General features: G+C 62.1%; 22 protein-coding genes and 1 pseudogene. 9 read left to right on the top strand and 14 right to left on the bottom strand.

The window, feature by feature from the left end:
* Window positions 1-43 precede the first annotated feature (43 nt).
* Complete coding sequence (locus tag ABIB36_RS16635) at window positions 44-775, bottom strand: alpha/beta fold hydrolase (protein ID WP_354560715.1); 732 nt, start codon at window positions 773-775, stop codon at window positions 44-46.
* Between the two features lie 28 nt (window positions 776-803).
* Here ABIB36_RS16635 and ABIB36_RS16630 point away from each other — a divergent pair, with 28 nt between their 5' ends.
* Both ABIB36_RS16630 and ABIB36_RS16625 read left to right on the top strand, forming a co-directional pair.
* Window positions 804-1547, top strand: a complete 744-nt coding sequence (locus tag ABIB36_RS16630) for a helix-turn-helix transcriptional regulator (protein WP_354571630.1) — start codon at window positions 804-806, stop codon at window positions 1545-1547.
* 112 nt (window positions 1548-1659) lie between these two features.
* A complete protein-coding gene (locus ABIB36_RS16625) occupies window positions 1660-3267 on the top strand; it encodes an MFS transporter (protein WP_354560719.1) in 1608 nt (535 codons plus the stop codon).
* Window positions 3268-3305: 38 nt separating this feature from the next.
* On the opposite strand, the gene ABIB36_RS16620 is transcribed toward ABIB36_RS16625, so the two are convergent.
* The 3 genes from ABIB36_RS16620 to ABIB36_RS16610 all read right to left on the bottom strand — a co-directional run bounded on the left by ABIB36_RS16620 (window position 3306) and on the right by ABIB36_RS16610 (window position 7056).
* Window positions 3306-4229, bottom strand: a complete 924-nt coding sequence (locus ABIB36_RS16620) for an ABC transporter substrate-binding protein (protein WP_502944921.1) — start codon at window positions 4227-4229, stop codon at window positions 3306-3308.
* A 62-nt stretch (window positions 4230-4291) separates the two neighbouring features.
* Window positions 4292-6526: an ATP-binding cassette domain-containing protein gene (locus tag ABIB36_RS16615; protein WP_354560724.1), complete on the bottom strand. Its 2235-nt coding sequence runs from the start codon at window positions 6524-6526 to the stop codon at window positions 4292-4294.
* 152 nt (window positions 6527-6678) lie between these two features.
* Window positions 6679-7056, bottom strand: a complete 378-nt coding sequence (locus ABIB36_RS16610; RefSeq protein ID WP_354560726.1) for a PLDc N-terminal domain-containing protein — start codon at window positions 7054-7056, stop codon at window positions 6679-6681.
* Window positions 7057-7343: 287 nt separating this feature from the next.
* Here ABIB36_RS16610 and ABIB36_RS16605 point away from each other — a divergent pair, with 287 nt between their 5' ends.
* Window positions 7344-8561, top strand: a complete 1218-nt coding sequence (locus ABIB36_RS16605; RefSeq protein WP_502944912.1) for an IS110 family RNA-guided transposase — start codon at window positions 7344-7346, stop codon at window positions 8559-8561.
* 171 nt (window positions 8562-8732) lie between these two features.
* On the opposite strand, the gene ABIB36_RS16600 is transcribed toward ABIB36_RS16605, so the two are convergent.
* A complete protein-coding gene (locus ABIB36_RS16600; protein ID WP_354560731.1) occupies window positions 8733-9674 on the bottom strand; it encodes a hypothetical protein in 942 nt (313 codons plus the stop codon).
* A gap of 241 nt (window positions 9675-9915) precedes the next feature.
* On the opposite strand from ABIB36_RS16600, the gene ABIB36_RS16595 reads away from it, so the two are divergent.
* Window positions 9916-10245, top strand: coding sequence for a hypothetical protein (locus ABIB36_RS16595; protein WP_354560734.1), 330 nt, complete (start codon window positions 9916-9918; stop codon window positions 10243-10245).
* A gap of 72 nt (window positions 10246-10317) precedes the next feature.
* Here the strand turns inward: ABIB36_RS16595 and ABIB36_RS16590 are convergent, their stop codons facing one another.
* The gene (locus tag ABIB36_RS16590; protein ID WP_354560736.1) at window positions 10318-10677 is read right to left on the bottom strand and encodes a hypothetical protein; all 360 of its coding nucleotides are present in this window, start codon (window positions 10675-10677) and stop codon (window positions 10318-10320) included.
* 628 nt (window positions 10678-11305) lie between these two features.
* Here ABIB36_RS16590 and ABIB36_RS16585 point away from each other — a divergent pair.
* Entirely contained in the window at window positions 11306-12643 is a 1338-nt protein-coding gene (locus tag ABIB36_RS16585) for a glycoside hydrolase family 183 protein (RefSeq protein WP_354560739.1), read from the top strand.
* Here the strand turns inward: ABIB36_RS16585 and ABIB36_RS16580 are convergent.
* The 4 genes and pseudogenes from ABIB36_RS16580 to ABIB36_RS16565 all read right to left on the bottom strand — a co-directional run bounded on the left by ABIB36_RS16580 (window position 12573) and on the right by ABIB36_RS16565 (window position 15112).
* Window positions 12573-12824 (bottom strand): DUF3253 domain-containing protein, encoded by a 252-nt coding sequence (locus tag ABIB36_RS16580; protein ID WP_354561216.1) that lies wholly within the window; start codon window positions 12822-12824, stop codon window positions 12573-12575. The genes ABIB36_RS16585 and ABIB36_RS16580 overlap by 71 nt on opposite strands.
* 15 nt (window positions 12825-12839) lie before the next feature.
* Window positions 12840-12965 (bottom strand): annotated as a pseudogene (locus ABIB36_RS16575) (DUF2256 domain-containing protein); the annotation flags it as partial.
* Between the two features lie 30 nt (window positions 12966-12995).
* A complete protein-coding gene (locus ABIB36_RS16570; RefSeq protein WP_354560741.1) occupies window positions 12996-14534 on the bottom strand; it encodes a glycerol-3-phosphate dehydrogenase/oxidase in 1539 nt (512 codons plus the stop codon).
* On the bottom strand, window positions 14531-15112 hold the full coding sequence (locus ABIB36_RS16565; protein WP_354560744.1) for a TetR/AcrR family transcriptional regulator: 582 nt from the start codon (window positions 15110-15112) through the stop codon (window positions 14531-14533). Before ABIB36_RS16565 ends, ABIB36_RS16570 begins: the two co-directional genes overlap by 4 nt.
* A gap of 62 nt (window positions 15113-15174) precedes the next feature.
* Between ABIB36_RS16565 and ABIB36_RS16560 the strand changes: the two genes are divergently transcribed.
* Together ABIB36_RS16560 and ABIB36_RS16555 are read left to right on the top strand one after the other, a co-directional pair.
* A complete protein-coding gene (locus ABIB36_RS16560; protein WP_354561218.1) occupies window positions 15175-16755 on the top strand; it encodes an FAD-binding oxidoreductase in 1581 nt (526 codons plus the stop codon).
* Window positions 16752-17684, top strand: coding sequence for a diacylglycerol kinase (locus tag ABIB36_RS16555; RefSeq protein WP_354560746.1), 933 nt, complete (start codon window positions 16752-16754; stop codon window positions 17682-17684). Before ABIB36_RS16560 ends, ABIB36_RS16555 begins: the two co-directional genes overlap by 4 nt.
* A 2-nt stretch (window positions 17685-17686) precedes the next feature.
* Here the strand turns inward: ABIB36_RS16555 and ABIB36_RS16550 are convergent, their stop codons facing one another.
* Window positions 17687-18637 (bottom strand): hypothetical protein, encoded by a 951-nt coding sequence (locus tag ABIB36_RS16550; protein WP_354560748.1) that lies wholly within the window; start codon window positions 18635-18637, stop codon window positions 17687-17689.
* A gap of 132 nt (window positions 18638-18769) precedes the next feature.
* Here ABIB36_RS16550 and ABIB36_RS16545 point away from each other — a divergent pair, with 132 nt between their 5' ends.
* Both ABIB36_RS16545 and ABIB36_RS16540 read left to right on the top strand, forming a co-directional pair.
* Entirely contained in the window at window positions 18770-20281 is a 1512-nt protein-coding gene (locus ABIB36_RS16545; RefSeq protein ID WP_354560751.1) for an acyl-CoA synthetase, read from the top strand.
* A gap of 73 nt (window positions 20282-20354) precedes the next feature.
* A complete protein-coding gene (locus ABIB36_RS16540) occupies window positions 20355-20816 on the top strand; it encodes a hypothetical protein (protein WP_354560753.1) in 462 nt (153 codons plus the stop codon).
* A 32-nt stretch (window positions 20817-20848) separates the two neighbouring features.
* Here the strand turns inward: ABIB36_RS16540 and ABIB36_RS16535 are convergent, their stop codons facing one another.
* From ABIB36_RS16535 to ABIB36_RS16525, 3 genes are all read right to left on the bottom strand, one after another.
* Complete coding sequence (locus tag ABIB36_RS16535; protein WP_354560756.1) at window positions 20849-21541, bottom strand: TerD family protein; 693 nt, start codon at window positions 21539-21541, stop codon at window positions 20849-20851.
* 55 nt (window positions 21542-21596) lie between these two features.
* A complete protein-coding gene (locus ABIB36_RS16530) occupies window positions 21597-22844 on the bottom strand; it encodes a T3SS (YopN, CesT) and YbjN peptide-binding chaperone 1 (protein WP_354560758.1) in 1248 nt (415 codons plus the stop codon).
* Window positions 22845-23183: 339 nt separating this feature from the next.
* Window positions 23184-24560, bottom strand: a complete 1377-nt coding sequence (locus ABIB36_RS16525) for an NAD-dependent succinate-semialdehyde dehydrogenase (protein ID WP_354560759.1) — start codon at window positions 24558-24560, stop codon at window positions 23184-23186.
* Window positions 24561-24621 lie beyond the last annotated feature (61 nt).

Here is a 24621-nt window from a genome sequence, read left to right as displayed (position 1 = left end):
GGCCGGCCGGATTCGGCTGGCCCCTTCAGGTTGTGCGTGCGGTTCAGCTGGTTCGAGAAGCCGCTGAGTGAATGGTCCTGGCGAGGTCGAGGGGTCGGCTCCACATGGGCCAATGACCCGTGGGGAGGTCGATGACGTCGAGTTGTTCGAGGTTCGCCACCTCGGCGAACATGACATGGCCTGCTCGGGCCAATTCGAGCACCTGCGTGCCCGGGATCGAGCAGCACACCAGGGTGGTCTGAACCTTGCGGCGGGCGTCGTTCGTGAGCTCGACGGATTGACGAAGTACGGGGCCGGGCTCTGGGACGGCCCGGGCCCGAAAACGTTCGAGGACCTCTGCACTCAGGCCTTCGAGGCTCGCCTGCTGCGCGAGGATGTCGAAGGACGGCAGCGGAAGCTCCTCCAACCCCTCCGGAAGGTCTGGGGCGTGGACACTTCCGGTTGCCACGGGGCCGGAGTCGACCCACACCACCCGCTGGACAAGCTCCGGGTGTCGGTCGATGACGAGGCTGACGGGAGCGTTGGCCCCACTGTGAGCGACGAGAATCACGGGCTGATTTCCGTGTCGAGCAATAGCGTCCAGAAGCGCTTCGGCTTGGTCGTCGAGAGTCCTTGTCGCACGCTCAGGATCGTCCCTGTCGAGGCCAGGCAGTGTTAGTGCGAGTGCACGAGACTGGTCTGTTTTCAGGTGTTCGAGGACTTCGTCCCACGCCCAAGCGCCCAGCCAGTGGCCGGCGACAAGGATGATGGTCGGACTGCTGATGGTGGTCGACATGCCACAACTCTCGCAGGACCGATGGACAGTGGTATGTCACTATTTGTGTCATGAATTGGCCGCGGTCCGATTAGTGAAGCGAGCAGAACGGCTCCATGCTCTGTCAGAGATGTTGCACCGCAGTGGCGCGCGTGGGGTATCCGCCGAACGGTTGGCGAGAGAGTTCGAAGTGTCCGTGCGGACAATCAAGAGAGACCTCGACGCGTTGGAGAACAGCGGCAGCCCTCTATGGTCGCGCCCAGGTCCGGGCGGTGGATACGGATTGGCCAAAGGCGCGTCCTTGCCGCCCGTCAGTCTGTCTCCGGCGCAGGCTGTGGCGCTCATGGCGGCCGTGTCCGCTGCGGCCGATGCCCCCTACTCCGATCTGGCAGCAGCCGGCATCCGAAAGGTCATGGATGTTCTCGATCCCATCACGCGAGCAAGGGCCGACGATCTAGCTCGCCGTGTGTGGGTCGACGCGGGTCCCTCGTCTTCACGCGCAACGAAGTCGGCCATGGAAGAGGCGATGGCCGAACAGCGAGTGATCCGTGTTCGCTACACATCGAGAGAGGGCGTCACGACCACCCGTGACGTCGAGCCGGTGCTGTTCGCCTCCACGAACGGCCAGTGGTACTTGATCGGATGGTGCCGAAAGCGCGACGCAATGCGATGGTTTGCGCTCTCGCGCGTCGAGCGGGCCACCGTAACCAGGACTGCCTGCAGCGGCCATACCATCGACGAGGTCGGAGAACCCCCGGCGAACGCCAGACCGGTACACGGCCGGGGGGAGTGAATCGATCAACCTGTGCGATGGCGGTTGCGGGTGATCGGCCTTAGTCACCTTCGACGGGTGATCTCCGGCGGGTCGAGCTGCGCAATACTGGCTCCCTACAACAGGGGTGTCCATGACTGCCACAACGAAGACTGGCTCGGGTCTGGTGCTGACGGTGCTGGCATCGAGCCAGTTCCTGATGACTCTGGACAGTTCGGTCATGAACGTGTCGATGGCTACGGTGGCCGATGATCTCGACACCACGATTACGGGTATTCAAACCGCGATCACGCTGTACACGCTGGTCATGGCGACGCTGATGATCACGGGCGGCAAGATCGGCACCATTGTGGGAAGGCGTAGAGCTTTCGCACTCGGACTCGTGATCTACGGGGTCGGGACATTGACCACTGCAGCGGCTCCCAATCTTGCGGTGCTGTTGTTCGGGTGGGCTTTCCTCGAAGGTGTGGGCGCGGCGCTGATCATGCCGGCGATCGTGGCTTTGGTCGCGGCCAATTTTCCGCCGGAAAAGCGAGCTGCCGCATACGGTTTGGTTGCCGCCGCAGGTGCAATGGCGGTGGCGGCCGGCCCGCTGATCGGCGGTGCGGTCACCACGTTCGCTTCGTGGCGGTATGTCTTCGTCGGCGAGGCATTTCTCGTCGTGGCGATCATACTGGTGCTGCGCCGCATCAATGACGTCCCGCCGGTCCGCGTCCGACTCGATCTCGTCGGCTCCGCGTTGTCGGTGGCAAGCTTGGGAATGCTCGTCTTCGGAGTTCTCAGATCGGGGGAGTGGGGGTGGATTCGTCCCACCCCGGGCGGCGCCGAGATAGCGGGACTGTCCCCGGTGATCTGGCTGTTGTTGACCGGCGCGTTGCTCCTGTACGTGTTCATGAGATGGCAGACGCACCTTGCCGAGGCCGGGCGGGAGCCACTGATCGATCCGAAGCTGCTTCGTAACCGGCAACTTTCCGGCGGATTGACGATGTTCTTCGCGCAGTTCACCGTCCAAGCCGGCGTCTTCTTCACGGTGCCGTTGTTCCTGTCGGTGGTCCTGGAACTGAGTGCGCTGCAGACCGGGCTGCGAATCCTCCCACTGTCGGTCGCACTTCTCCTCGCCGCCGCCGGGATTCCCAAGCTCTGGCCCCGCGCCAATCCTCGACGAGTAGTTCGATTGGGCTGGGGGTCGATGATCGTCGGCATTCTCGTACTGGTCACCGGATTGGATCCCGGAGCCAATGCGAGCATCGTGGCGGTGCCGATGGTTCTGATGGGACTGGGACTCGGTGCGTTGGCCTCGCAGCTCGGCGCCATTACCGTTTCCGCCGTGCCGGATTCGCAGAGCGCGGAAGTCGGCGGGCTACAGAACACCGCAACGAACCTCGGAGCATCACTCGGAACTGCTTTGATCGGGTCGGTACTCATCGCGACCCTGAGCGCGGCGATCGTTGCCGGCGTGCAGATGAATCCCGACGTTCCAACCTCGGTGAAAGCGCAGGCGAGCACCGAACTCGCGAGCGGCGTTCCCTTTCTCTCGGACACCCAGCTCGAGGCGGCACTGGCCGACGCGGCGGTCCCGCAGTCGAGTGCCGCGCAGATCGTCGACGTCAATTCCGATGCTCGCCTCGAGGCCCTGCGTGTGGCCTTGTCCATTGCCGCACTGATCGGCGTCTGCGCCCTGTTCTTCACCGGTAGCGTCCCGCGAGAGGCGCCCTCGGCTCAGGTGACCGCCGATCTGTGAGTCAGGACCAGCGAACGTGACCAGGCGTGGCGTCGGAGCTACTTGTTGCCGGTGAGCACCGCAGCGATTGCCTCGACCTGATCTGCGATACGTGGGCCCCAGCGGCTCGAGAGGTCCTCGTCCATCGTGTAGATGCGTCCATCACGCACAGCGCGCATCGAACTCCACCCAGGCCGTGCGGCAACGGATTCCGCGGTGACGCCGCAGCACTGCGAATCTGCCAGGAAGATGATGTCGGGATCGTCCGTCACCACCGACTCGGCGGCGAGTTGTGGGTAGTTGCTTGCCGCGCCGTCGGCGATGCTCGTGAGTCCGAACAGTCCGTAGAGCTGGCCGACGAAACTCTGGCTCGTCACGGTGTACAGCTCGGAGTCGAGTTCGTGAAAATAGGTGAGCTCGCCGGAGGGGACGCTGGCGACAGCGTCCTCGATGCGGGTCCGAGTCTGCTCGACCACCGCTTCGGCCTCTGCTTCGCGACCGGTGGCGTCACCGACTCGCTCGATCTGGGAGTATGCGTCGTCGATGCTCGTTGCGGCGGGCAGCAGCAGCGTCGGAATCTGTGCCGTTAGGAGGCCGGAGACCAGCCCGCCGATATCGTCCGAAGCGATGACGAGGTCTGGTTCGTATCCCACGATCGCTTCGAGACTGGGGGTGTAGGCCGACAAGTCGGTCTTCGGCGCATCGGTCGGATAGTCCGACTGGCTGTCGACGGCAACCACCTGATCGCCGGCGCCGATGGCGAACAATGTCTCGGTGGCAGTCGGGCTGAGAGAGACGATCGATTTCGGGCGCGACTCGATGGTGATGTCGACTCCGGAATCGGCGGGACCGGACACCACCGTCTTGGGAAACGAGCCGTCGGCCGACGACGTCGACGAATCCTGCGCCGATGTGTCCGGTCGGTCGTCTGCTGTTCCACTGCATCCGCCCACCACGAGGGCGAGTACTGCAGTACCGAGCATGACCTTGAACGATTGCCGCGTGTGCACGAAAAATTGACCTCCAGCTCGTCGGACGAGATGAATTAACGCCCGAGACTACGAGCCAAGTATGTCCCGGTATGCGTCTGGGTCCGAACCAGGTCTGCCACAGTTCCGGTGAAGGTGATCAGCCCACCGTTGTGGCCGCCTTCCGGACCGAGGTCGATGACCCAGTCCGCAGCAGCAACGACGTCGAGATTGTGTTCGATGACGATGACCGTGCGTCCCTCGTCGACCATGCCGGACAGCAGTTCGATCAGGTTGGCCACATCCGACGGATGCAAGCCCGTCGTCGGCTCGTCCAACACCAGAATCGGCGACGACCCGACGAGTTCAGCCGCCAGTTTCAGGCGCTGGCGTTCGCCACCGGACAACGACGAGAGGTTCTGTCCAAGTGAAAGATAGCCGAGGCCGACGTCCACGCATCGACGAAGAATGTCGCGAATCTTCTTGATGTCGAAGAAGTCCTGAGCATCTTCGATGGACATCTCGAAGATGTCGGCGATGCTGACGCCGTCGACGCTGTGCCGGATGGCTCCTGGGCGGAAGCGTCTGCCCTGACACGTTTCACACGTGCTCGAGACCGGATCGGTGAATCCGAGGTCGGTGAAGATGATGCCGCTTCCCTGGCAATCGGAGCACGCGCCATCGGAGTTGGGGGAGAACAGTGACGCCGGTTGGCCGGTCCTCTTGGCGAAGTACGCGCGAATGGGATCGAGCAGACCCGTGTACGTGGCCGGGGAGGATCTTCTGGATCCGCGAATCGGTGCCTGGTCGATGATGACGGCATCGGGTGCAACCTCGCGAAGATGCCCGTGAACGAGACTCGACTTGCCGGAGCCCGCGACGCCGGTGACGGCAGTCATGACCCCGAGAGGTATCTCGACGCTGACGTTCTGCAGATTGTGGGTGTTCGCCCCAACGATGTGCAGGTGACCGGTCGGTATCCTGGGTGTGCGGAGTGCGGCATTCTCGCGTCGCAGTGCTGCGCCCGTACGGGTATCGGCCTTGGTGAGCTCTTCGTAGGTGCCTTCGAATACGACCGTCCCGCCGGCTTTACCTGCACCGGGACCGATTTCGACGATGCGATCCGCAATCGACATGACCTCGGGATCGTGTTCGACCACCAAGACGGTATTTCCCTTGTCTCGCAATGCAAGCAGCATCTCGTCGAGTCGATGCACGTCGCGTGGATGCAAGCCCGTGGTGGGCTCGTCGAAGACATAGAGCATGTCGTTGAGGGTGGCGCCGAGATGCCGGACCATCTTGATGCGCTGCGACTCGCCACCGGAAAGCGAAGCCGTGGCGCGGTCGAGGCTGAGGTAGCCCAGACCGAGGTCGACGAGTCTGCGCAGCTGAGTCACTATCTCCCGACGTGGACCGTCGAGATCTTTGAGCCTCCACGTGTCGATACGGTCCGCGAGATCGGAAACCTGCATGGCAAACGCGTCGGGCAGGGAGAGGCCTTCCAATGTCGCATTGCGGATGGTCTCTTTGTACCGAGTGCCGCCGCACTCCGTGCAGGTACCGCGAGTGACGATGCGATCGTAGGCGAGCTTCGCTTTGCCCTTGAGCGCGTCGGCATCCTTGGACAGATAGCTGCGCCGAAACCGAGAGATGATCCCTTCGTAGCTCTTCATCACGGCATCGGGGTTGAGAACGTCGATCTCACCCGGTTTGGCGTCGAAGAAGATGTGCCGTTCGCGGGCGGAGTATTGCTCCACGGGCACATCGAGATCGAACAATCCGGAGTCCGCGAAAACTCGGTACGGCCATTTACCGGGTTCGAAATCCGGATGTTTGAAAGGTCCCTCGCGCAGCGACTTCGACTCGTCGACGAGTTCGTCGCGATCGACGACCTTGGCCTCGCCGAGCCCGTCGCATTCCTGGCACATACCGGCGGGGTCGTTGAAGGAGAAGGCGTTGGCATAGCCGATGGACGGGATGATTCCGCGAGAGAACAGCATGCGTAGCCAGTCGCCGATATCGGTGATCGTGCCGACAGTGGAGCGGGGCCCACCGAATAGCCGCTTCTGGTCGACGATGATGACCGCCGAGAGATTGGCGATGAGGTCCGCGTCGGGCCGTCCGTAGGACGGGAGGAACGTCTGCGCGAAAGCGGTGAACGTCGAGTTGATCTGCCGTTGCGCTTCGGCGGCAATGGTGTCGAACACGAGGGAGGACTTGCCCGATCCGGAAACTCCCGCGAATACGACGAGCTTCCGCTTCGGAAGGTCCAGATCGACCTCGCGGAGATTGTTCTCGCGTGCTCCGCGCACAAGGATGGTGGACAGGGGGTCGGCCGAGGTTGTGATGGGAGTGTCACCTTTCGCAGAGCCGGATGGTCTCGCACTCGAAGCGTGCAGCTCGCCATCCTACCGTACGCTGTACGGTGACGGTAGGTAGTTTCGCGTTCGCGCTGGCTGGTCGTTCAGTTGCCCGCTTCTCGTTGACGCCGCTCGCGCTCGGTCCTACGTTGCTCCTCGGCTCGCGCGCGGCACTGGCGCAGAAACTCCTCATCTGCCTCCGGGTCTTGCGCAAGATGACGACCTGGACGGGTTTCGTACTCCGGGAACGCAGACGAGTTCTGCCGCCGCCCGGCACTTCCGCCGCCGGCTCCGCCCCAGATGCCGCCACCGATAGGTCGGCCCGCCACCAGCCATACCACCGACCCTGCCAGGGGAACGAAGACCACGAACAGTAACCACACCATCTTCGGCAAGTACCGCACCCCGCCGTCGTCCGCGGTGATCACGTCGATGAGACAGAACACCCACAGCAGCGTCACCAGCAATCCGAAATACGGCATTTCGTCACCCTTTCACATCAAGACCATGCGGTCTTTTATCGATGGGATCGTAACAATCACCTTTACGTTGGAGGGGCCTGAGGTACCCACTTCAGGTGCTCGTCGGCGGTCCGGGGCGTGGCTCGACAATCACCTGCTGCCCCGGTGGCTTCGCGTGGAAGGCCACCCCGGACCGTGACGGGTCGTTTCGGCCGCTGATTGAGATGTGTTCGCGAACTATGTCGCTGTGTAAAGGTGTGCCGGCGAAACAGCCCTGACGAGCCCCACGTGTCCGAACGGGAGTGCATATGGTCGAAATAGTTTGGGTTGGAATCGATGTCGGTCGCCACTCACATCACGCCGCCGCAGTCGACGACCGCGGCGCTGTGCTGTGGTCACGCCGCATTCGCAACGACCAAGCAGAGATCGAGACGCTGCTCGACCGAGTCGCAGATGTCGAGTCAGTGGTGTGGGCGATCGACATGACCGCGCCGGAATCGGCCTTGCTCCGTGGCGTGCTGACCTCACACCATCAGCAGGTGCGCTACGTGCCTGGCAGGGTCGTCCACAGTATGACCGGCGCTTTTGCTGGTGAAGGCAAGACCGACGCCCGCGATGCTGTAGTCATCGCACAGACCGCACGTCTGCGCAGCGACCTCGCCCGGGTTTCAATACCCGACGATGTCGCGATCGAGCTCGAGCTCCTGACCGGCCACCGCTCCGAGCTCGTAGCCGAACGCACCCGCGGCATCAATCGACTGCGCGTCCTGTTGACCCGGATTTTCCCTGTTCTGGAGCGGTGTTTCGACTACTCGACCCTCACCGGTCTGGCGTTCGTAACCAGGTACGTCACGCCGTCGTCGATCACCGCAGCCTCCGACGAAGAGATCTACGACCACTTGCGCGGCCACGGGGTCCGGCGACCCACGATCCCGAAAATGATCGATGCAGCACGTACTGCAGCGCTGGCGCAGCCCATCGCGCTGGCCGTTGAAGCAACCACCGCAGCGTTGGTCCAGCAGTCAGCCAGTGCGCTGATCCTGCTCACCCGGCAGATCACCGATCTGGACAAACAGATCGCTGCGGTCTTCCGTCGACACCGGCACGCACACATTCTCGAATCCGTGCCCGGCATCGGAACCCGAAGCGGTGCCGAACTCCTCGCGATCACCGGTGGTGATCTCGCCTCGTTCGCCTCGGCCGCCAAACTCGCCGCCTACGCTGGCCTCGCCCCGGTACCCCACGACTTAGGCAACCGACACGGCACCCTGCGCAGACCGCAGCGCTACCACCGCGGCCTCCGGAAAGTGTTTTACATGGCTGCGCTCAACAGCTCCCAACGCGATGGACCGTCGCGAGAGTTCTACCAACGCAAGCGTAGCGAGAAACGATCGGCTGTCCACGCGCTGATAGCTCTGGCCCGCCGTCTCGTCGACGTCGTGTGGGTGTTGATCCGCGATGATCGCGAGTGGACCCACACCGTTCCAAGTCCCGGAGACACCCGCTCTGCACCGGTAGCCGCATGAGCTGGTGTAGGTCGGGCATTCAGTCAGCTGGTCACCGTTGTCGCGGGGGACTGGTTCCTGCCACTTTGACCTCGAATGCCCGAAACCGTCGGCAAGAGTGAAAGAGACCGTCCTCGTCGACGACACAGACCACTCCACGAAAACACTCCGAAAGGTATCCGGCGGCCGCGGCTAACTTATTATCTGCCAGTCGATTTCGCCATCGGTTACAGACGGCAGCCACATGCGATCGAAGACGGTCTCACCCGCAAGGCTGTCAGCGAGGTCCGTCAACATGGCACTGATAGACACCCACTTGGTGCCGGCCTCGTCGGTCGAGTCGCGGCTGAACTCGGCGACGCACCCGTGCATCCGACCCGGGCGGGAGTCGACGAACCAGAAGTATCCATCCAATCCAGCGAACGGAACGTACTCCTGGATGAAGGCGTAGGCAGGTGTTCCCGCGGGTTGCGCCGACGCGCTCGCCGCGACCATCTCGGGATCTTCGGCTGCCAAGCCCGCCCAGACCTTGGACATCGATCGGCGTGCACCGTGGATCTGTTCGACGGTCAGCAATGCGTTCAGCGGCAGAAGTCGATAGGGCGCACCGGAATACAGCTCCAGAAACTCGACGAGCTCATCCGGCCAACCGTCAGTGCCCGTCAACTCCTGTGTCGGCACACGATTGCCGGCTGCGTAGTCGGTGTTGACTGCCAGCCAGGATTCGACGTCGTGCCACGCCTTGCGTAGCGAGCCTGCGGGCGTGGGGCTCAGCACCGGGATGGCGTCGATCTCGCGTTGACGGCGTTCGCGTTCGGCATCGGCGGCTGCGATGGCATCGTAGGCGGCGGTGATTCGAGCGACGATGTCGTCGACGCTGAGCTTCGGGTCGGTGATTCCCTGGACCTGGGTGTGCTTTCGGTTTACGTGGAGTGCGGTGCGGTCGATGAACGGGCCTGGCTCTTGGGCCATGTAGGCCCGGGCCTTGACGACCATGTCGTGCAGGGCGGCCTCGTGTGTCTGCGAGCGACCCGCCAGAGGCACCGGACGATTGGACGTCGTGAAGACGCTGATGCGCCAATCGAATTCGCCGATGTCGTCGCGGTCGGGCCACTGCGATGAAACGATCGTCATTGAAGCTCTCCTGGTCTCTGTCAAATCCGGCGTTGTAATCCTATGTTGACGACGCTGTCCGCCGAACAGAATGAGGTGGCGGTCAAGCAGAACATTCGGTAGCTCTCGCACAGCTGCCTCTGCTCGCGTCCCCACCTGGAGGTGCTCACTTCAGGTGTCCGATAACTCTCGGGAGAGGCTGACAAACATCCGCCGACCAAACTGGTCGTACGACCTCGACTGAAGTAGTGCCGGCCGGTTCATGAAGACTCAGTTCGGACCGGTCGACGGCGACCGAACCGAAATAGTCATGATCGAACGGAGCGTGTTGATGCGGAGCTTGAAACTTTTGCTGCCGGTTTTTGGACTTGTTCTGGGGCTAATCTCGACCGTACTGCTTGCGGTGTTCTCCGACTCGACATCGAGGTCCAGCTACGCTTTCGCCGGCGAGAGCACCAGCTCAGCAGGCCTGAGCTTCAGCGAAAATCCATTGCTGTTTGTGGTCGTCGTACCGCTTCTTTGCGCCGTACTGGGCTGGCTCACGGCGCTCGTGCTGACTAAGCGAGGCTGGGTGATGTCTCGGTCGCGCTGACGTACGCGTGATCGGGACACGGATGGGTGGAGCACAGTACGGAGGTGCTGTCTTGCGTCCGAGCCGCTTTTGCTACATGTCCTTACGGACGTGGGCGAAGTTGATCCGCTGGGGGGCGTTCGGATCTGGCGGCGGAGGCTTCTGCAGCTCGAACGCCGCTGCAAACCAACTACCGGACGGGATCTCAAGCTCGGGCACTGTCCTGTCGTCGATGTCTATCTGACTCGATGACGGATCGATGTCATCCCACAACGTCACCACACGCTCGATTGCGGACGCGTACTGGTGGCCATCGAGGGTGTGCCGCGTTTCGTCGATACCGAAATGTGGCCAGGCGAAATACACCTCAAGAGGCCCAGCTGGAGGGACTGGGGACAGGACATAACCGACCTTGCCGTGCAATCCGCTTCCACTGCTCCCGTTCCCGCTCAATCCAGTTCGCCTTCCCTGGAGATTCGTTGCACGGATACCGTCAGCGGTTTCGAAGCCGATCAACATTTGGGGGGTGTGCGTCGGTTGACGTTTACCAAAACCGTACAGATCGAGGAATCGATCTGTACCAGTCACACTCGCCTCGACTGCGAACGTCATGCAGGTGCTGTAGACGTGGACACCCGTGAGCCACACCGCGATTGTGTCGTTCCGCGCGAGAACGAGATGGAGCGGAACTAGCTCGGGGATTTGGTTGGTCGGGATGCCACGAAAGGGCGGCTGAATAGAGCGCTTACGGCCAGCGTCATGTTCGTTGCTCACTGGACTACTGTGTCCAGATTTGAGGGCTGGCGCAACACCTAGTCGGCAGGTCCTGCGATTTCACGCGGAGGCTGTGTCGAATCCTCGCTGGGGTTGCGTTCTCGCATTGAGATCCTCGGGTCGGGCATCCTCGCGCCGGGACATGCCGAATTCCACGCTTGTGATTCTGCAGATCATCAATTTGTCAAGTAACGACACGTCCCGATTTGTTGCGTGATCAATGGATTTAAGTAACACTCTCCCCAGCAGTCTCAGGGGTAACACCAGTAACACCAGCGAAGTGCACACCAACGAGTGGGGAGCGTTTATGCGCGCACGTAGTCGGCGAATCGCAGTAGGGGCAGTCCTGACCCTGGTAGCCAGCGGACTCGGCGTTCTCTCCTCACCGGAAGCGACCGCCGAACCGTGTGGTGGCGCGGTCGGTTCAGGTTCTTCACCGCTGTTCGGCTCCTCGGGCAGTTCGCGCGGGGGACCGGGCAAAGAGCCCGCAGGCCCTCAAGGCCCACTTCCGGCGATCTCGGGGAACACCTCCTCCGTAGCGTGGGTGACCGGCCCGGTCAGCGCCAACAACACCTACGAACGATTCGGCATCTCGGGGACCGACCTCGGCATCAGCTGGGACAACGGCGCCGGTCAAACGTTGATGGCGTTCGGTGACACGTTCGGCAACTGCTCTCTGCCAGGATCGGAGTGGCGTAGCAACATACTGATGCGGTCCAACGACACGAACCTGTCCGACGGCATCACCATCACCGACGGAGTACCACTCGATACGAGTTCCGGTGCCGTCGTCGAACCCGGAGCGCCAAGATTTGCGAGCGAGGTTTTGCCAAGCCTCGGAGTGGCAGGCGTCGAGGACACCGTCATTCCCACTGCCGCCATCTCCATCGAGGGGGTGCAGTACATGAACTACATGTCGGTCCGGGAATGGGGTGCACCGGGGCGGTGGGTCACCAACTTCTCGGCGATCGCGACCTCCACCGACAACGGACAGACCTGGACGACGTCGCTGCCCACCATTCGAGCCAATGCAGGCGTCACGGTCCCGGGACTTGCGCAGGTCGAGGAGAGCAACGGCAAGTATCAGATGAATGCGTACGCGAAGGGCCAGGATGGGTACATCTACCAATTCGGTACGCCCAATGGACGTTTCGGTGCAGCCTTCGTAGCCCGCGTGATGCCCGAGGACATTCTGAACCTCGGTGCATACGAATACTCGACGCAGGATCCGGCCAAGCCGTGGTCGAAGAATGTCGCCGACTCCGCTTCCACCGTCAAGGAACCGGTCAGTGAGATGTCCGTTGCGTGGAACGATCACTTGCAGCGGTACGTGATGATGTACGGCAACGAAAACGATCGGACTCTGTTGGCGCGCACCGCCGAGAAGCCCGAAGGCCCGTGGAGCGCACCAACCACGTTGCTGGACTCGCGGCAGACGGCAGGCGGCATCTACGCACCCTTCATCCATCCAGTGACGAGTGGCAACAAGCTCTACTTCACGGCCTCGAGATGGTCGGACTACAATGTGCTGCTCCTCGAGACCAACCTCGACGCGCTCAATCGACAGACCGTAGCTAACGAGCCCAACGAATTCGAATCGGTCCCTTTGCAGTCGACGGGTCCACCACCGAGCCCTTCTGGGTGATCTCCACCTCGCCGGCGTCGACCAGGCGTCTGGCGGCCTTACGCACCGGTTCCATCAGATCCCGCCAGTCGTTGTCCGACATCGCCCTTGCGACGTCGGACGGACAGATCGTCGCATCCCGCGCCCGTGCGTCGAGTAGCTCTCTGATCTTCTGCTCGATCCGAAGGTCGGTGCCGCTCACCTTTCTCCTTCGGCATGCGTCGCTACAGTATTCGACGTCATCGAAGTTGTTCGCCCATTTCTTGCGCCACTCGATACGCCGCCCGCAGGACTTACAAGTCTTGTCCTCGGGCGACGGCTCTGCGCGCTTCTTGTGGGCCACCTCATCCACTGTAGGTCGGCAGCGCGCCGGCTAGTGGAGGAACGTTGTGGCGACGTCGACCACAGCCGCACGATCCTCGGCGACCAGGCCGATTCGGGTACGACGGTCGACGATGTCCGACACGTCGAGTGCACCTTCGTGCCGAACTGCGAACTCGAACTCGGCGCGGGTGACGTCGATCCCGTCGGCAACCCGCTCGAGTGGACGTTCGCACGTTGCATTCTCGATGACTGTCGAGGCCTCGCCTCCATACCGTGCGACGATGGATGCCGGTACATCGTCGCGCGGGGGAGCGAGTGGCGTCGCCGGATTTCCGGGCGCACCGACCAGCGGCAACGAACGAGTCCGACACGGCGCGAACTCGAGACCCCGGGCCTGCCCTGCGTGGTCGAGGACGTCCTGCGCCATGTGCCGGAACTCGGTGAGCTTCCCACCGACCACGCTGAACACGCCGTTCGGAGACTCCAGCACCGCATGGTTGCGAGACACATCCGAAGTTCGACCCTCGCCGGTATCGATCAACGGCCGTAGGCCTGCGAAACTTCCCAGCACATCATTTCGGGTGACTGCGGTGCCGAGTGCGGTGTTCACGGTAGCGAGCAGAAAGTCGATCTCCCCTTCCGTCGCTACCGGTTCGTCGGGAATCGGACCTGGGGCCTCTTCGTCGGTAAGGCCCACGTACACCCGGCCCAACTGCTCCGGCATCGCGAAGACGAATCGGTTCGTCTCACCGGGGATCGGTACCGTCAATGCTGCCGTCGGGTTTCCGAACGACTTCGCGTCGAACACCAGATGTGTTCCACGACTGGGGCGTAGACGAATGGAGGTGTCGACCTCGCTGGCCCATACGCCGGTCGCGTTGATGACGAGACGCGCCGCGAGATCGAAGCTCTCTCCGGTCGATCGGTCGGTCAATCGCACCGATGAACCGGTGGCCTCGGACGCTGCCACTTTGGTGAGAATCCGCGCACCGTGCTGAGTTGCCGTGCGAGCAACCGCCACGACGAGGCGGGCGTCGTCGATCAGCTGTCCGTCGTAAGCGAGCAAACCGCCGGTAAGCCCGTCCCTTTCGACAGCGGGCACCAGCTCGATTGCCCGCGCGGTGCTGACCTTGCGCGAGCGAGGCAGCGTCGATGCCGGGGTGCGCGCGGCGAATCGCAGCACGTCTCCAGCGAGAAATCCCGTCCGCACCAACGCTTTCGAACCGGACGACATCGATGGCAGCAGGGGCACCAACTGTGGCATTGCCGTCACGAGATGAGGCGCGTTGCGGGTCATCAGCAAGCCACGTTCGACGGAGCTGCGTCGTGCTATCCCGACGTTGCCGGTGGCGAGATACCGCAGGCCTCCGTGGACGAGTTTGGAGCTCCACCGGCTGGTGCCGAAAGCGAGATCGTGCTTCTCCACGAGAACCACGCTGAGCCCACGAGATGCGGCATCGAGGGCAACTCCGGTGCCGGTGATGCCGCCACCGATGACGACGACGTCGACAGGCTCGGTGGCATTGCCCAGTACGGCCAGGTCGTTCGTGCGGCGCGCGCGATCGAGCGATGCGGACAAAGTAGTCACGAGGTGAGGTATCCGTTCAGCATGTAGGCGAGTTCTGTTGCGAGTGAATCGCCGTCGAGAATCGACTCGACGAGTTCTCCGGACTGGAGGACCGACTGCACGGTGAGCAGCACCATAGCGGCCAGTTCGCGGGTCTTGCCGTTGCGGATGCTGCCGTGCGCCTGTCCTCGCGCTATCCCGCTTTCGAGTGCCGCGATCGCGAAGTGCTGACTGGTGCCGAGTCTTCCGGTGATGTAGACCATCAGGAATTCGGGTGCAGTGTGCAGCACCGACATCACCACCGCGTCACTGCGCAGCAGGCCTGCGATGGACACAATTCTCTCCACCAACTGCTCACGCGAAGCGCCGTGCTCGGGAACCTGAACGACGGCTCCGGTGATTCGTTCGGTCAATACCGCGGCCAACACGGAGTTCGTGTCCGGCCATCTTCGGTAGATCGTCGGTCGGCTCACTTCGGCGCGTCGAGCAATTTCAGCGAGCGTGACCCGCGCGAAACCGTAGTCGACGACGCACTGCGCCGCAGCGTCGAGCACCTGAGTCTCTACTGTGTCGACGGTATCGTTACAGGTTGACAGCATGTGTAACAATGTAACACGTGACTACCTCGGACTCTAGTACGGGCGGACTGCCGCTACCCCCGATGAAGTGGAATGCATGGGGAAGCGCGGATGCCGCGAAGCCTCTCTCCGCAAACATCAGCAACTTGCTCGAGCAGGTGCTTGGAGTGCACAAGGCGGACGACAACGGTCCCGGCGTGGAGCAGGCACGGCTACGGCCGTCGAAGATCGACGACAATGACCGCGCGGCACTGGCCGAGATCGTCGGCGAAGAGCACATCAGTACTGCAGACGCCGACCGCCTGTACCGAGCGGGCGGAAAGTCCACGTTGGATCTGCTGCGCCGTAAGAGCACCGACGAGCAGGATGCGCCGGACGCGGTGCTCGCGCCTTCCGGTGAGGACGAGATCGCCGCAGTTCTTGCCTACTGCTCATTCGCGCGGATGGCGGTCGTTCCCTTCGGTGGAGGAACCAGCGTGGTCGGTGGTCTCGACCCCGAACGCGGACAGTGCAAGGCAGTCATCTCAGTGGATTTGCGACGCTTCGACGAACTGCATTCGCTCGACGAGGTGTCCGGAGAGGCTGTGCTCGGCGCTGGCGTGACCGGGCCGAACGCCGAGGAGTTGTTGCGTGACAAGGGCTTTTCGCTAGGGCACTTCCCGCAGAGCTTCGAGTTCGCGACCATCGGAGGATTTGCAGCGACACGATCCTCCGGTCAGAATTCGGCTGGGTACGGCCGTTTCGACGACATGATTCTAGGTCTTCGGATGGTCACGCCCGCCGGAGTTCTCGATGTCGGCCGTGCGCCTGCGTCGGCGGCGGGGCCTGATCTGCGTCAGTTGCTCGTCGGCTCCGAGGGCATCTTCGGGATCATCACTCAGGTCCGCGTGCAGGTGCATCGTGTCCCCGACGCCACGCGCTACGAGGCCTGGAACTTCCCGGATTTTGCGACAGGCGCGGCAGCGTTGCGCGCGGTCGAGCAGACCGACAGCGGACCCACTGTCATCCGCCTGTCCGACGAGGCAGAAACTGGCGTCAACCTCGCGACTTCGGACAAGATCGGTGGTGAACAGGTCGCCGGTGGCTGTCTGGCAATCACCCTGTTCGAAGGTACCGAGGCGCACTCTGCCAGCAGGCACGCGGAGACTCGCGATCTGCTCTTGTCCCACGGTGGAACCTCACTCGGGGAGGACATTGCGCGCGATTGGCAGCACGGTCGGTTCGGGGCACCGTATTTGAGGGATGCACTTCTCGACTCGGGCGCACTCTGCGAGACGCTCGAGACCGCCACCACGTGGTCCAACTTGCTTCACCTCAAAACCACCGTCACCGAGGCCTTGACCTCGGCACTGAGTGAAACCGGCACCCCCGCTCTTGTCTTGTGCCATATTTCGCACGTGTACCGCACCGGCGCGTCGCTGTACTTCACCGTGGTCGCAGGTCAGCGTGGCGATGCCATCGCGCAGTGGCGGACCGTCAAAGCTGCTGTTTCACAATCGATCGTGAGCAACGGCGGCACCATCACTCATCATCACGCCGTCGGCGTCGACCACCGGGTCTGGATGGCCGAGGAAATCGGCGACCTTGGAATCGAGGTGCTGCGCGCGGTGAAGAGAACATTGGACCCTGCAGGCATACTCAACCCGGGTAAGCTGATCCCGTGACCCGGGAAGGCGAACGCCGCCAACGCGAGATTCGCCGCATCACGCTCCTGGCCAACCCTGCAGCCGGGCACGGTAATGCGCCGCATGCGGCCAGCCGCGCAGTTACTCGTTTTCAGCAGTTGGGGATCGACGTGCGTGCCATCGTCGGGATCGACAGCGCACATGCGCTGACACTTGCGCGTGAGGCACTCGAACTCGGTACCGACGCCTTTGTCGTCGTGGGCGGCGACGGCGTCATCTCCATCGCCTTGCAGGTGCTCGCCGGTACCGACGTCCCGCTGGGGATCATTCCAGCCGGAACCGGAAATGACCATGCCCGTGAATACCAGCTTCCCACAAGCGATCCCGAGGCGGCAGCCGAGATCGTGGCCGCTGGGTGGACCGAACATGTCGACCTCGGACGTATCCGCACGCAGGACGGCACCGAACGCTGGTTCGGCACCGTCATGGCGTCCGGGTTCGATTCGCTGGTCAGTGATCGCACCAATCGGATGCACTGGCCGCACGGGCGGATGCGCTACAACGTTGCCATCGTCGCCGAGTTCCTGAACTTGAAACCGTTGCCGTTTCGGCTGGTACTCGACGGCAACGAGGTCATCGAACTCGACGTGACCCTGGTCGCGATCGGCAACACCCGCTCCTACGGTGGAGGCATGCTCATTTGTCCCGAAGCCGACCGAACCGATGGACTGCTCGACATCACTGTTGTCGCTTCAGGTTCGCGGACGCGGCTGATTCGGTTCTTTCCCACCGTGTTTCGCGGTACCCATATCCAGCGGGACGAGGTGAGCACCTATCGAGCCCGATCCATCACCGTCGACTCGCCCGGAATCAACGCCTACGCAGACGGTGAGCGGGTCGGTAGGCTGCCCGCCGAAGTGGAGTCGGTGCCACGGGCATTACATGTCCTCGTGCCGCACAGTAGCTAACGCTACTCGGCGTCGAGAAGCTGTCGATATGCCTCGGCAACAAGGTCGTTCGCGAGATCGTTGTTGTGATGGCCGGTGTACGTCGAGTCCTTCTGGTTCATGAGGCGGGTGTTGAGGCTGTATGCGAGATCGTCGAACACATCATCTGCTACCCCGAAGTCGACCTCGGCGTCGCCGGACAACAGTGCCCCGATGTCGATCTGCCATGACCACACATCGTGGCTCTCGTATTCCCCCCGCGCCGCCGTGACGACATCGTTCGCGAACTCGAGTTGGGTGTCGGAGTAACCGGTCGGAATATCGGTATTGACGGTCATGACCAGCTCGATCGAATCATCGTCGTCGTTGGTGTACTCCGTGACGAACAACGTCTCCAGGCTGCCGCAGTTCAACGTCAGAAGTCGCCGACTGCCTTCGGCTTTCGCAGTCGAGGGTAGCGCGGTGATATTCCAGAGGTAGCGCGCAGTGTTCGCGGGATCGGAGATCGACGCGTTGATGTAGTCGGCGACTATGCTCCGAATATCCTGATACGCAATATGATCGGACAACTCCCAGAAGCGTGACCGAGCTGAGGTGGTCGCACCGGCGGTAATGGTGATTCGCTCACTGCGATCGGATGGAAACGGCGACGGACCGGCAACTGCATCCGACGTCTGCGCCGTCCGTGCTCTGAGCACGGAGGTCCGGGCGAGAAGTTCCTGCAACTCGGCGAGCGCACGTTCGGCATCGTCTGCGGGCCAGGACGCAAACTCGAGAAACTCGATATCGAACCACTCACGACGGTCATCGAGGAACCGTGCAGCGACGTCCAGAGATCTGCCCGCGTAGGCCTCGTTGTTCGCGAAGTGCAGTACGTACAGACCGCTGGTGAATCCTTTCGCTGCGAAGAGGGCCGAGATCGAACCCAACTCCGATACGTCGAAACGGGTGAGATCGAACGAAGGAGAGTTCATGGTTCTGATCTAACTACAGTCCGTGTCCTGGTTGTAGGCCAGATGCCCATCGATGGAGCTGAAGTATCGATGCATCCAGGCGAGCGGTTCACAGACCTACTAAATTGCTTGGACGTCCTATAACCTTGCGTGATGAGCACCGGTACGCGCGTCAACACTGTCGATGGCATCCTGCGGCGGTCGGCCGCACGATTTCCGAACCGCCCAGCCGTAGTCTTCGACGGCCGAAGCCTCACCTACCGTCACCTCGATGAGACCGTCAGTCGGGTGGCCCGGTATCTGCTCTCTCTAGGCCTGGTGAAGGGCGATCGCGTCGCAGCCTACGGGGTCAACTCAGACGCGTATCTCGTCGGTTTCTTGGCGTGTGCGAGGGCGGGACTGATTCACGTCCCGGTGAACTACGCATTGGTGGGGGAAGAGCTCGGCTACCTCATCGCTCAGTCGGGGGCGCGCGCCGCACTGGTCGATCCCGAACTCGCCGACGTCTTGCAGTCGGTTCGGCGTGAACACGATATCGATGTCGTTCTTTCCCTTGCCGACTTGGTGGATCTGGCATTCGACGAGGATGCGTCCGAACTCGACTCCGCTGTCGAATCCGGCGATCTCGCACAGCTTCTCTACACCTCAGGAACGACGTCGAAGCCCAAGGGCGCCATGATGTCTCATGGTGCACTGGTAGCCGAGTACGTGTCCTCGGTAATTGCTCTCGGTCTAGGACGAGACGACAATCCGCTCGTGGTGATGCCGCTCTACCACTCGGCGGGAATGCATGTATTCACGCTGCCGTATCTGTCGGTCGGCGCAACGATACATCTGATGAGCAAGCCCGTCGTGCCGGAAATCCTTCGACGGATCGAAGCGGACCGAATCGGGTCGCTGTTCTTGGCGCCCACGGTCTGGGTCCCGTTGGCCAACCATCCAGATCTCGAGACCCGTGACCTGTCCTCCTTGACAAAAGCGCAGTACGGGGCGTCGATCATGCCGGTGACAGTCCTCAACCGATTGCGCGCCAAGTACCCGAACATCGAGTTCTACAATTGCTTCGGGCAGTCCGAAATCGGTCCGCTGGCAACGGTATTGCAGCCCGAGGAGCACGAGGACCGACCGGCCTCCTGCGGGCGGGCCGTGTTCTTCGTCGAGACACGTGTGGTCGACGCCGAGGGTAACGACGTTCCCGATGGCGAACCCGGTGAGGTGCTGTATCGATCGCCGCAGCTGTGCGACGGCTACTGGGACAACCCGGATGCGACGGCAGATGCATTCCGCGACGGGTGGTTCCACTCCGGGGATTTGGTAACGCGCGACTCTGAGGGCTTCATTACCGTCGTCGATCGCATCAAGGACGTCATCAACACAGGCGGCATCCTTGTCGCGTCGCGCGAAGTCGAGGATGCGATCTATACGCACCCTGCCGTCGCCGAGGTCGCTGTCATCGGGACCCCCGACGAGAAGTGGATCGAGGCCGTCACCGCAGTGGTTGTGCTCAAGGAGGGCCACGACGCCACCGCCGATGCACTCATTGCCCATGTGAAGGGATCGATCGCGCCGTTCAAGCTTCCCAAGAACGTGGTGTTCGTCGACGAGCTGCCGCGCAACCAAAGTGGCAAGCTGCTCAAGCGCGAACTGAGGTCGCCGGTGAAGTGACGGCCGATACGTAACGCGACCAATACGGCAGTCGATACCTCTTCCGATACGAGTCATCTACTTCGGGGGAGCCATGAACAAACGCACGGGTGTTGCCGGTGGAGCATCGATGATCGGCAAGTTCATTGCTGTTGCGTTCGCGGCTTTGGCGGTGATGTTCGTGGTGACACCGTCCGCGGGCGCCCAGCCGAGTTTTGCTTCGACCAACTTCTCGTCACCCGTTCTCGGACTCAATATTCAGAGTGACGGCTATGTGGGCGGCGAAAGCCTCTTCGTCAACTCGACAATTGTCGCGCACACCGATCCGAGCCGGCCAGGTACGACGCACTTCGGTCGGAACGGCAGCCACTGCGGGTGCACCGTTAACTGGCGCAATCTCGACACCGGTGCCACCGGGTCGTGGACGATGCCGCCGGTGGCGGAAATTTTACCGTGGCAGCAGACCGGTGTCGGGCGCATCGAAGCGACCGCCCGAATCGACGGCAAATTCAGCCTGACGATCATCACCGGCCGCGGATCCTGGATCGTTCCCTGACTCGGAGAATTAGTAAAGGGGCAGTGGGATAGCTACTTTCGTCCTGCTGCCCACTTCATGCCCCACCCGTACTTCTTGTCCAGGTCCGACTGGCTGCCCTCGATGTACTCGACCTCGCGGGTGACGGTAATGCCCTGCTTGGTGTTCTCGAGTAGAGCGATCGAGCAGATGCGGGCTGAATTGTTGTCGGAGTCGAGCCGAACCTCCACCTGAGGTCCGGTAGTGGGGAAGAGGGTGACGACGCCGTCTACGGCGGCCCAGTTGGGTGCGCCGTCGTAGATCATGGCGAAGATCAGTATCCGCTTGAAGTTCTCCGGCCGCGCGAGGTTGATGTGCATGTTCTCGCCGCCGGTCACAGTCCCGGAGCGGTCGTCGCCGTCGAGCGCGATGTAGGGAGCTGTCTCGAGGGAACCGAAGCTTTTTCCGAGTGCTTGGATAACACCCTTGGTGCCGTCGGCCAGCTCGTACAAGCATCCGAGGTCGAGGTCGACTCCGCCGCTGCCGTACGAGGCGGCAGCGAGCTTGGCGAGGAAGCCCTTCTTCTTCGGCTGCGGTGCTGCCGCGCCGCTCGACCAGTTCAGATTGACGCGCATCGCGCCTTGTTTTTCACCGGACTTCGTCAGGCTGATAGTGGGTGCGGCCTTGGACAAGGTCACCTTGCTCAGGCTCACTGTTGCCGCCGCCGGCGGCGGCGTTGTGGGCTTGCGGGTGTAGTCGATGGCCATGGATGAAACCTTTCGCGCTGCGTCGTGCCTGTCCGGTTTGCGTATTTCACCCAGACTAGTCGCGTATTGGATCATCGTGCGACCGGGATTGGGCAGGAAACGCCCGCGATTGCCGTCCCGATGCGATGGTCCGGTGACCGGGACCATCGACGACGAAGCGCAGCGCGGCCCGCATCGATTCTTCGGCTCGACGCCATGCTTCCGCTTTACGGCGGAGCACCGTATCGGCCTTGCCCTGGGCGATGGCATCATCCGCACGTTCGGCCCAGCTGAAGTGCTCGCTCCCGCATGCCCGTAGAAGTTCGAGGATAGTGAGTCGATCATGCCCGCAGACCGAGGCCACGTGCCGCGCGTCGGGCACCTGGCCCGGTAGATCCGAGTCGATCAGCGCCCGCAGCTCTTCGGGCAGGATCGTCTCATCGACGGACCGCTGTTGCAGCTGAGCCGCCAGGGCGTCGCCGCACTCGGTAATGAAACGAACGAACATTCCGAGCCCACGCCCGAGGTGCTCCTCGACCAGTGGTGAGCAGTCGATCCTTGTAGTCGCGACCACCGTGTCATCGGTGAATCGGAAATTGATGTCGGGCCAGGAAAGAGCGAGGCGCTGAGTACTCGGCACTGCTGCTCGGCACTGCGGATCGACGTCGAAGGCGATGAACAGCTCCACGACGGGTTCGGCGTCCAACACTCGCAAGTAGGCCGTCCCGCAGTCGAATGGGAACGCTATGCTTCCGTCGACGTCCTTGGTCGGCTCGGCGAACATGATCGAGTCGAGTATCGCGTCGACCTGTAATGAGAGTCGTTCGTAGGGACTCGGCGCATCCCAGCCTTCCAAAGCGGACTCGGTGTCGAAAACTGCGGACGGCGGACTGCCGTCGGCCCAGGCAGCAAGAAGTGATGGATGCGTGACGCCGCGGATCTCGCGCAACAGGGTGGTGATCGCGGCCGATGCAAATTCCGTGTCCTCGGCTGCAGCGAGGACGTACAAGTCGAGTGAGTGGTGCGCGGAAGGGGAGCCACTGTCGACTCCGTCCCAGCCTGCGTGCGCCAACATGATGCGATCTTCAGTCGTCATTACTCGAACGATCGCGTGCCGAATCGTCACGTCGACGCGAACGGACCCATCGATACGTCCGTTGACCGTCAGGAACAGGTCGTTCTCGCTCAACCTGTCGCGTGTGGTCGTGGTGCATATCGAGAGTGTGTCGCCGCATCGCATCGCGGCAAAGTAGCAACCTAGGCGAACAGTGAATCGGATCCATGCCGCGTCGAGCCCGGAATCCAAATCAAGTTCCTCGGACACGAGGTACCTCCTTGATCGCACGCGGAACCGTGGATACAACTGGTCAGCGCCATCGGGAGGTGCCCGATGGCGGTTCGTTCTTGCCTTGCGAATTCACCTTAGTAGTGTGCTCCGACATTGCAGACCGTCGAACTGGTCGAATCATGCGCGATGGCGGCGGGAAGATGCATCGGAAGCGAAAAATCCGGCGCTGCAATCCAATTGGTCGTGTCATTCAATCGAATGACATGACTTTCGGGGATGGTTGATTTGCGGCGTGTCGAACCCTGAAGTGTGTGCCTACCAACGCGAAAAGCCGCGCCGGAAAGGAATTCCGGCACGGCCCATCAGATCGACTGTTTACTTCTTGGAGACGCGAACCAGCTTCTTGTTCACGAACTCATCCATGCCCCACGGGCCCAGCTCGCGACCGACACCTGAACGCTTGACCCCGCCGAATGGGAGGCCTGGGAGCGTGGTGCCGTGCTCGTTGACGAAGGCCATGCCCACGTCGAGTTGGTTTGCGACTGTCCGCGCGTTGTCGAGGTCGGTGCTCCACACCGAGCCACTCAACCCATATGCGGACGAGTTGGCCAACTCGATCGCTTCCTCGGCATCCTTCACCTTGTAGATCACCCCTGCCGGCCCGAACAGCTCCTCGCTGTACGCGCGCATATTCGGGGTGACATCGGTCAACAGTGTCGGCTCGACGTACGCGCCCGGTCCGTCGACCTTCTTACCGCCGGTAAGCAATGTGGCTCCCTTGGCGACGGCATCGTCGATCTGTTCGATGAGTGTGTCTGCAGCCGTCTGCGAGGACAACGGTCCGAGGACAGTGTTCTCATCCAGTGGATCGCCTGTGGTCGTTGCGCCGAACGACGCGGTCAGCTTCGTGACGAACTCGTCGAAGTACTGCTCGGTGACGATGAGGCGCTTGGCGGAGTTGCACGCCTGACCGGCATTGGACAGCCGCGCACGCGTCGCCGATTGGACGGTGGCATCCATGTCGTCGGAATCGAGGAGGATGAACGCATCCGAACCGCCCAGCTCGAGCACGACCTTTTTGAGGTTACGTCCGGCTGTCTCGCCCACCGAGGTGCCGGCGCGCTCGCTACCGGTGAGTGATACGCCCTGGACTCGGGGATCGGCAATCATGTCTGCGATTTGATCGTTGCTTGCGAAAATGTTGATGTACGCGTCTTCGGGCAGACCAGCCTGCTGGAAGATTTCTTCCATGAGCAGAGCCGACTGTGGACAGTTCGGTGCGTGCTTGAGCAGGATCGTGTTACCGAGCATCAGGTTGGGGCCGGCGAACCGAGCAACTTGGTAATACGGGAAGTTCCACGGCATGACGCCGATGAGCGCACCGATCGGCTTGCGCTGCAGGACGGACTCCTCGGCCCCGGGGACGTCGAGCTTCTCGTCCTCGAGCAACGTCGGGCCGTTGTCGGCGTAGTACTGGTAGATGGCCGAGGACAGCTGAACCTCGCCCTTGGCTTGGGTGAGCGGCTTGCCCATCTCGACGGCGATGCTTCGAGCCAACTCGTCGGCTCGTTCGACATAGAGGTCGGCAACTTTGCGCAGGATCTCTGCGCGATATTTCGGCGACGTCTTGCTCCACGTCACGTAACCGGAGTGTGCAGCGGCGAGCACACGCTCGACACCGGCAGTGTCGAGGGTCTCGAATTCCTTCACGGTTGTGCCGTTGGCAGGATTGACAGTTTTGTAGGTTGTCATTCCCGTTTCAACAGGATGGGGGTGCCTCGTTGTTCCAATTCGCGCATGCCAATTGCCGCGT

The organism is Rhodococcus sp. UYP9 (assembly GCF_040547235.1).
Taxonomy (GTDB): Bacteria; Actinomycetota; Actinomycetes; order Mycobacteriales; family Mycobacteriaceae; genus Rhodococcoides.
This window is presented reverse-complemented; position numbering and strand designations above follow the sequence as displayed.

Coding starts and splice junctions, on each gene's coding strand:
- ABIB36_RS16585 (WP_354560739.1), top strand. CDS start 11,306: ATGCGCGCACGTAGTCGGCGAATCGCAGTAGGGGCAGTCCTGACCCTG.
- ABIB36_RS16610 (WP_354560726.1), bottom strand. CDS start 7,056: ATGCCGTATTTCGGATTGCTGGTGACGCTGCTGTGGGTGTTCTGTCTC.
- ABIB36_RS16605 (WP_502944912.1), top strand. CDS start 7,344: ATGGTCGAAATAGTTTGGGTTGGAATCGATGTCGGTCGCCACTCACAT.
- ABIB36_RS16625 (WP_354560719.1), top strand. CDS start 1,660: ATGACTGCCACAACGAAGACTGGCTCGGGTCTGGTGCTGACGGTGCTG.
- ABIB36_RS16595 (WP_354560734.1), top strand. CDS start 9,916: ATGAAGACTCAGTTCGGACCGGTCGACGGCGACCGAACCGAAATAGTC.
- ABIB36_RS16560 (WP_354561218.1), top strand. CDS start 15,175: ATGAAGTGGAATGCATGGGGAAGCGCGGATGCCGCGAAGCCTCTCTCC.
- ABIB36_RS16545 (WP_354560751.1), top strand. CDS start 18,770: ATGAGCACCGGTACGCGCGTCAACACTGTCGATGGCATCCTGCGGCGG.
- ABIB36_RS16535 (WP_354560756.1), bottom strand. CDS start 21,541: ATGGCCATCGACTACACCCGCAAGCCCACAACGCCGCCGCCGGCGGCG.
- ABIB36_RS16540 (WP_354560753.1), top strand. CDS start 20,355: ATGAACAAACGCACGGGTGTTGCCGGTGGAGCATCGATGATCGGCAAG.
- ABIB36_RS16565 (WP_354560744.1), bottom strand. CDS start 15,112: ATGCTGTCAACCTGTAACGATACCGTCGACACAGTAGAGACTCAGGTG.
- ABIB36_RS16620 (WP_502944921.1), bottom strand. CDS start 4,229: ATGCTCGGTACTGCAGTACTCGCCCTCGTGGTGGGCGGATGCAGTGGA.
- ABIB36_RS16600 (WP_354560731.1), bottom strand. CDS start 9,674: ATGACGATCGTTTCATCGCAGTGGCCCGACCGCGACGACATCGGCGAA.
- ABIB36_RS16550 (WP_354560748.1), bottom strand. CDS start 18,637: ATGAACTCTCCTTCGTTCGATCTCACCCGTTTCGACGTATCGGAGTTG.
- ABIB36_RS16635 (WP_354560715.1), bottom strand. CDS start 775: ATGTCGACCACCATCAGCAGTCCGACCATCATCCTTGTCGCCGGCCAC.
- ABIB36_RS16525 (WP_354560759.1), bottom strand. CDS start 24,560: ATGACAACCTACAAAACTGTCAATCCTGCCAACGGCACAACCGTGAAG.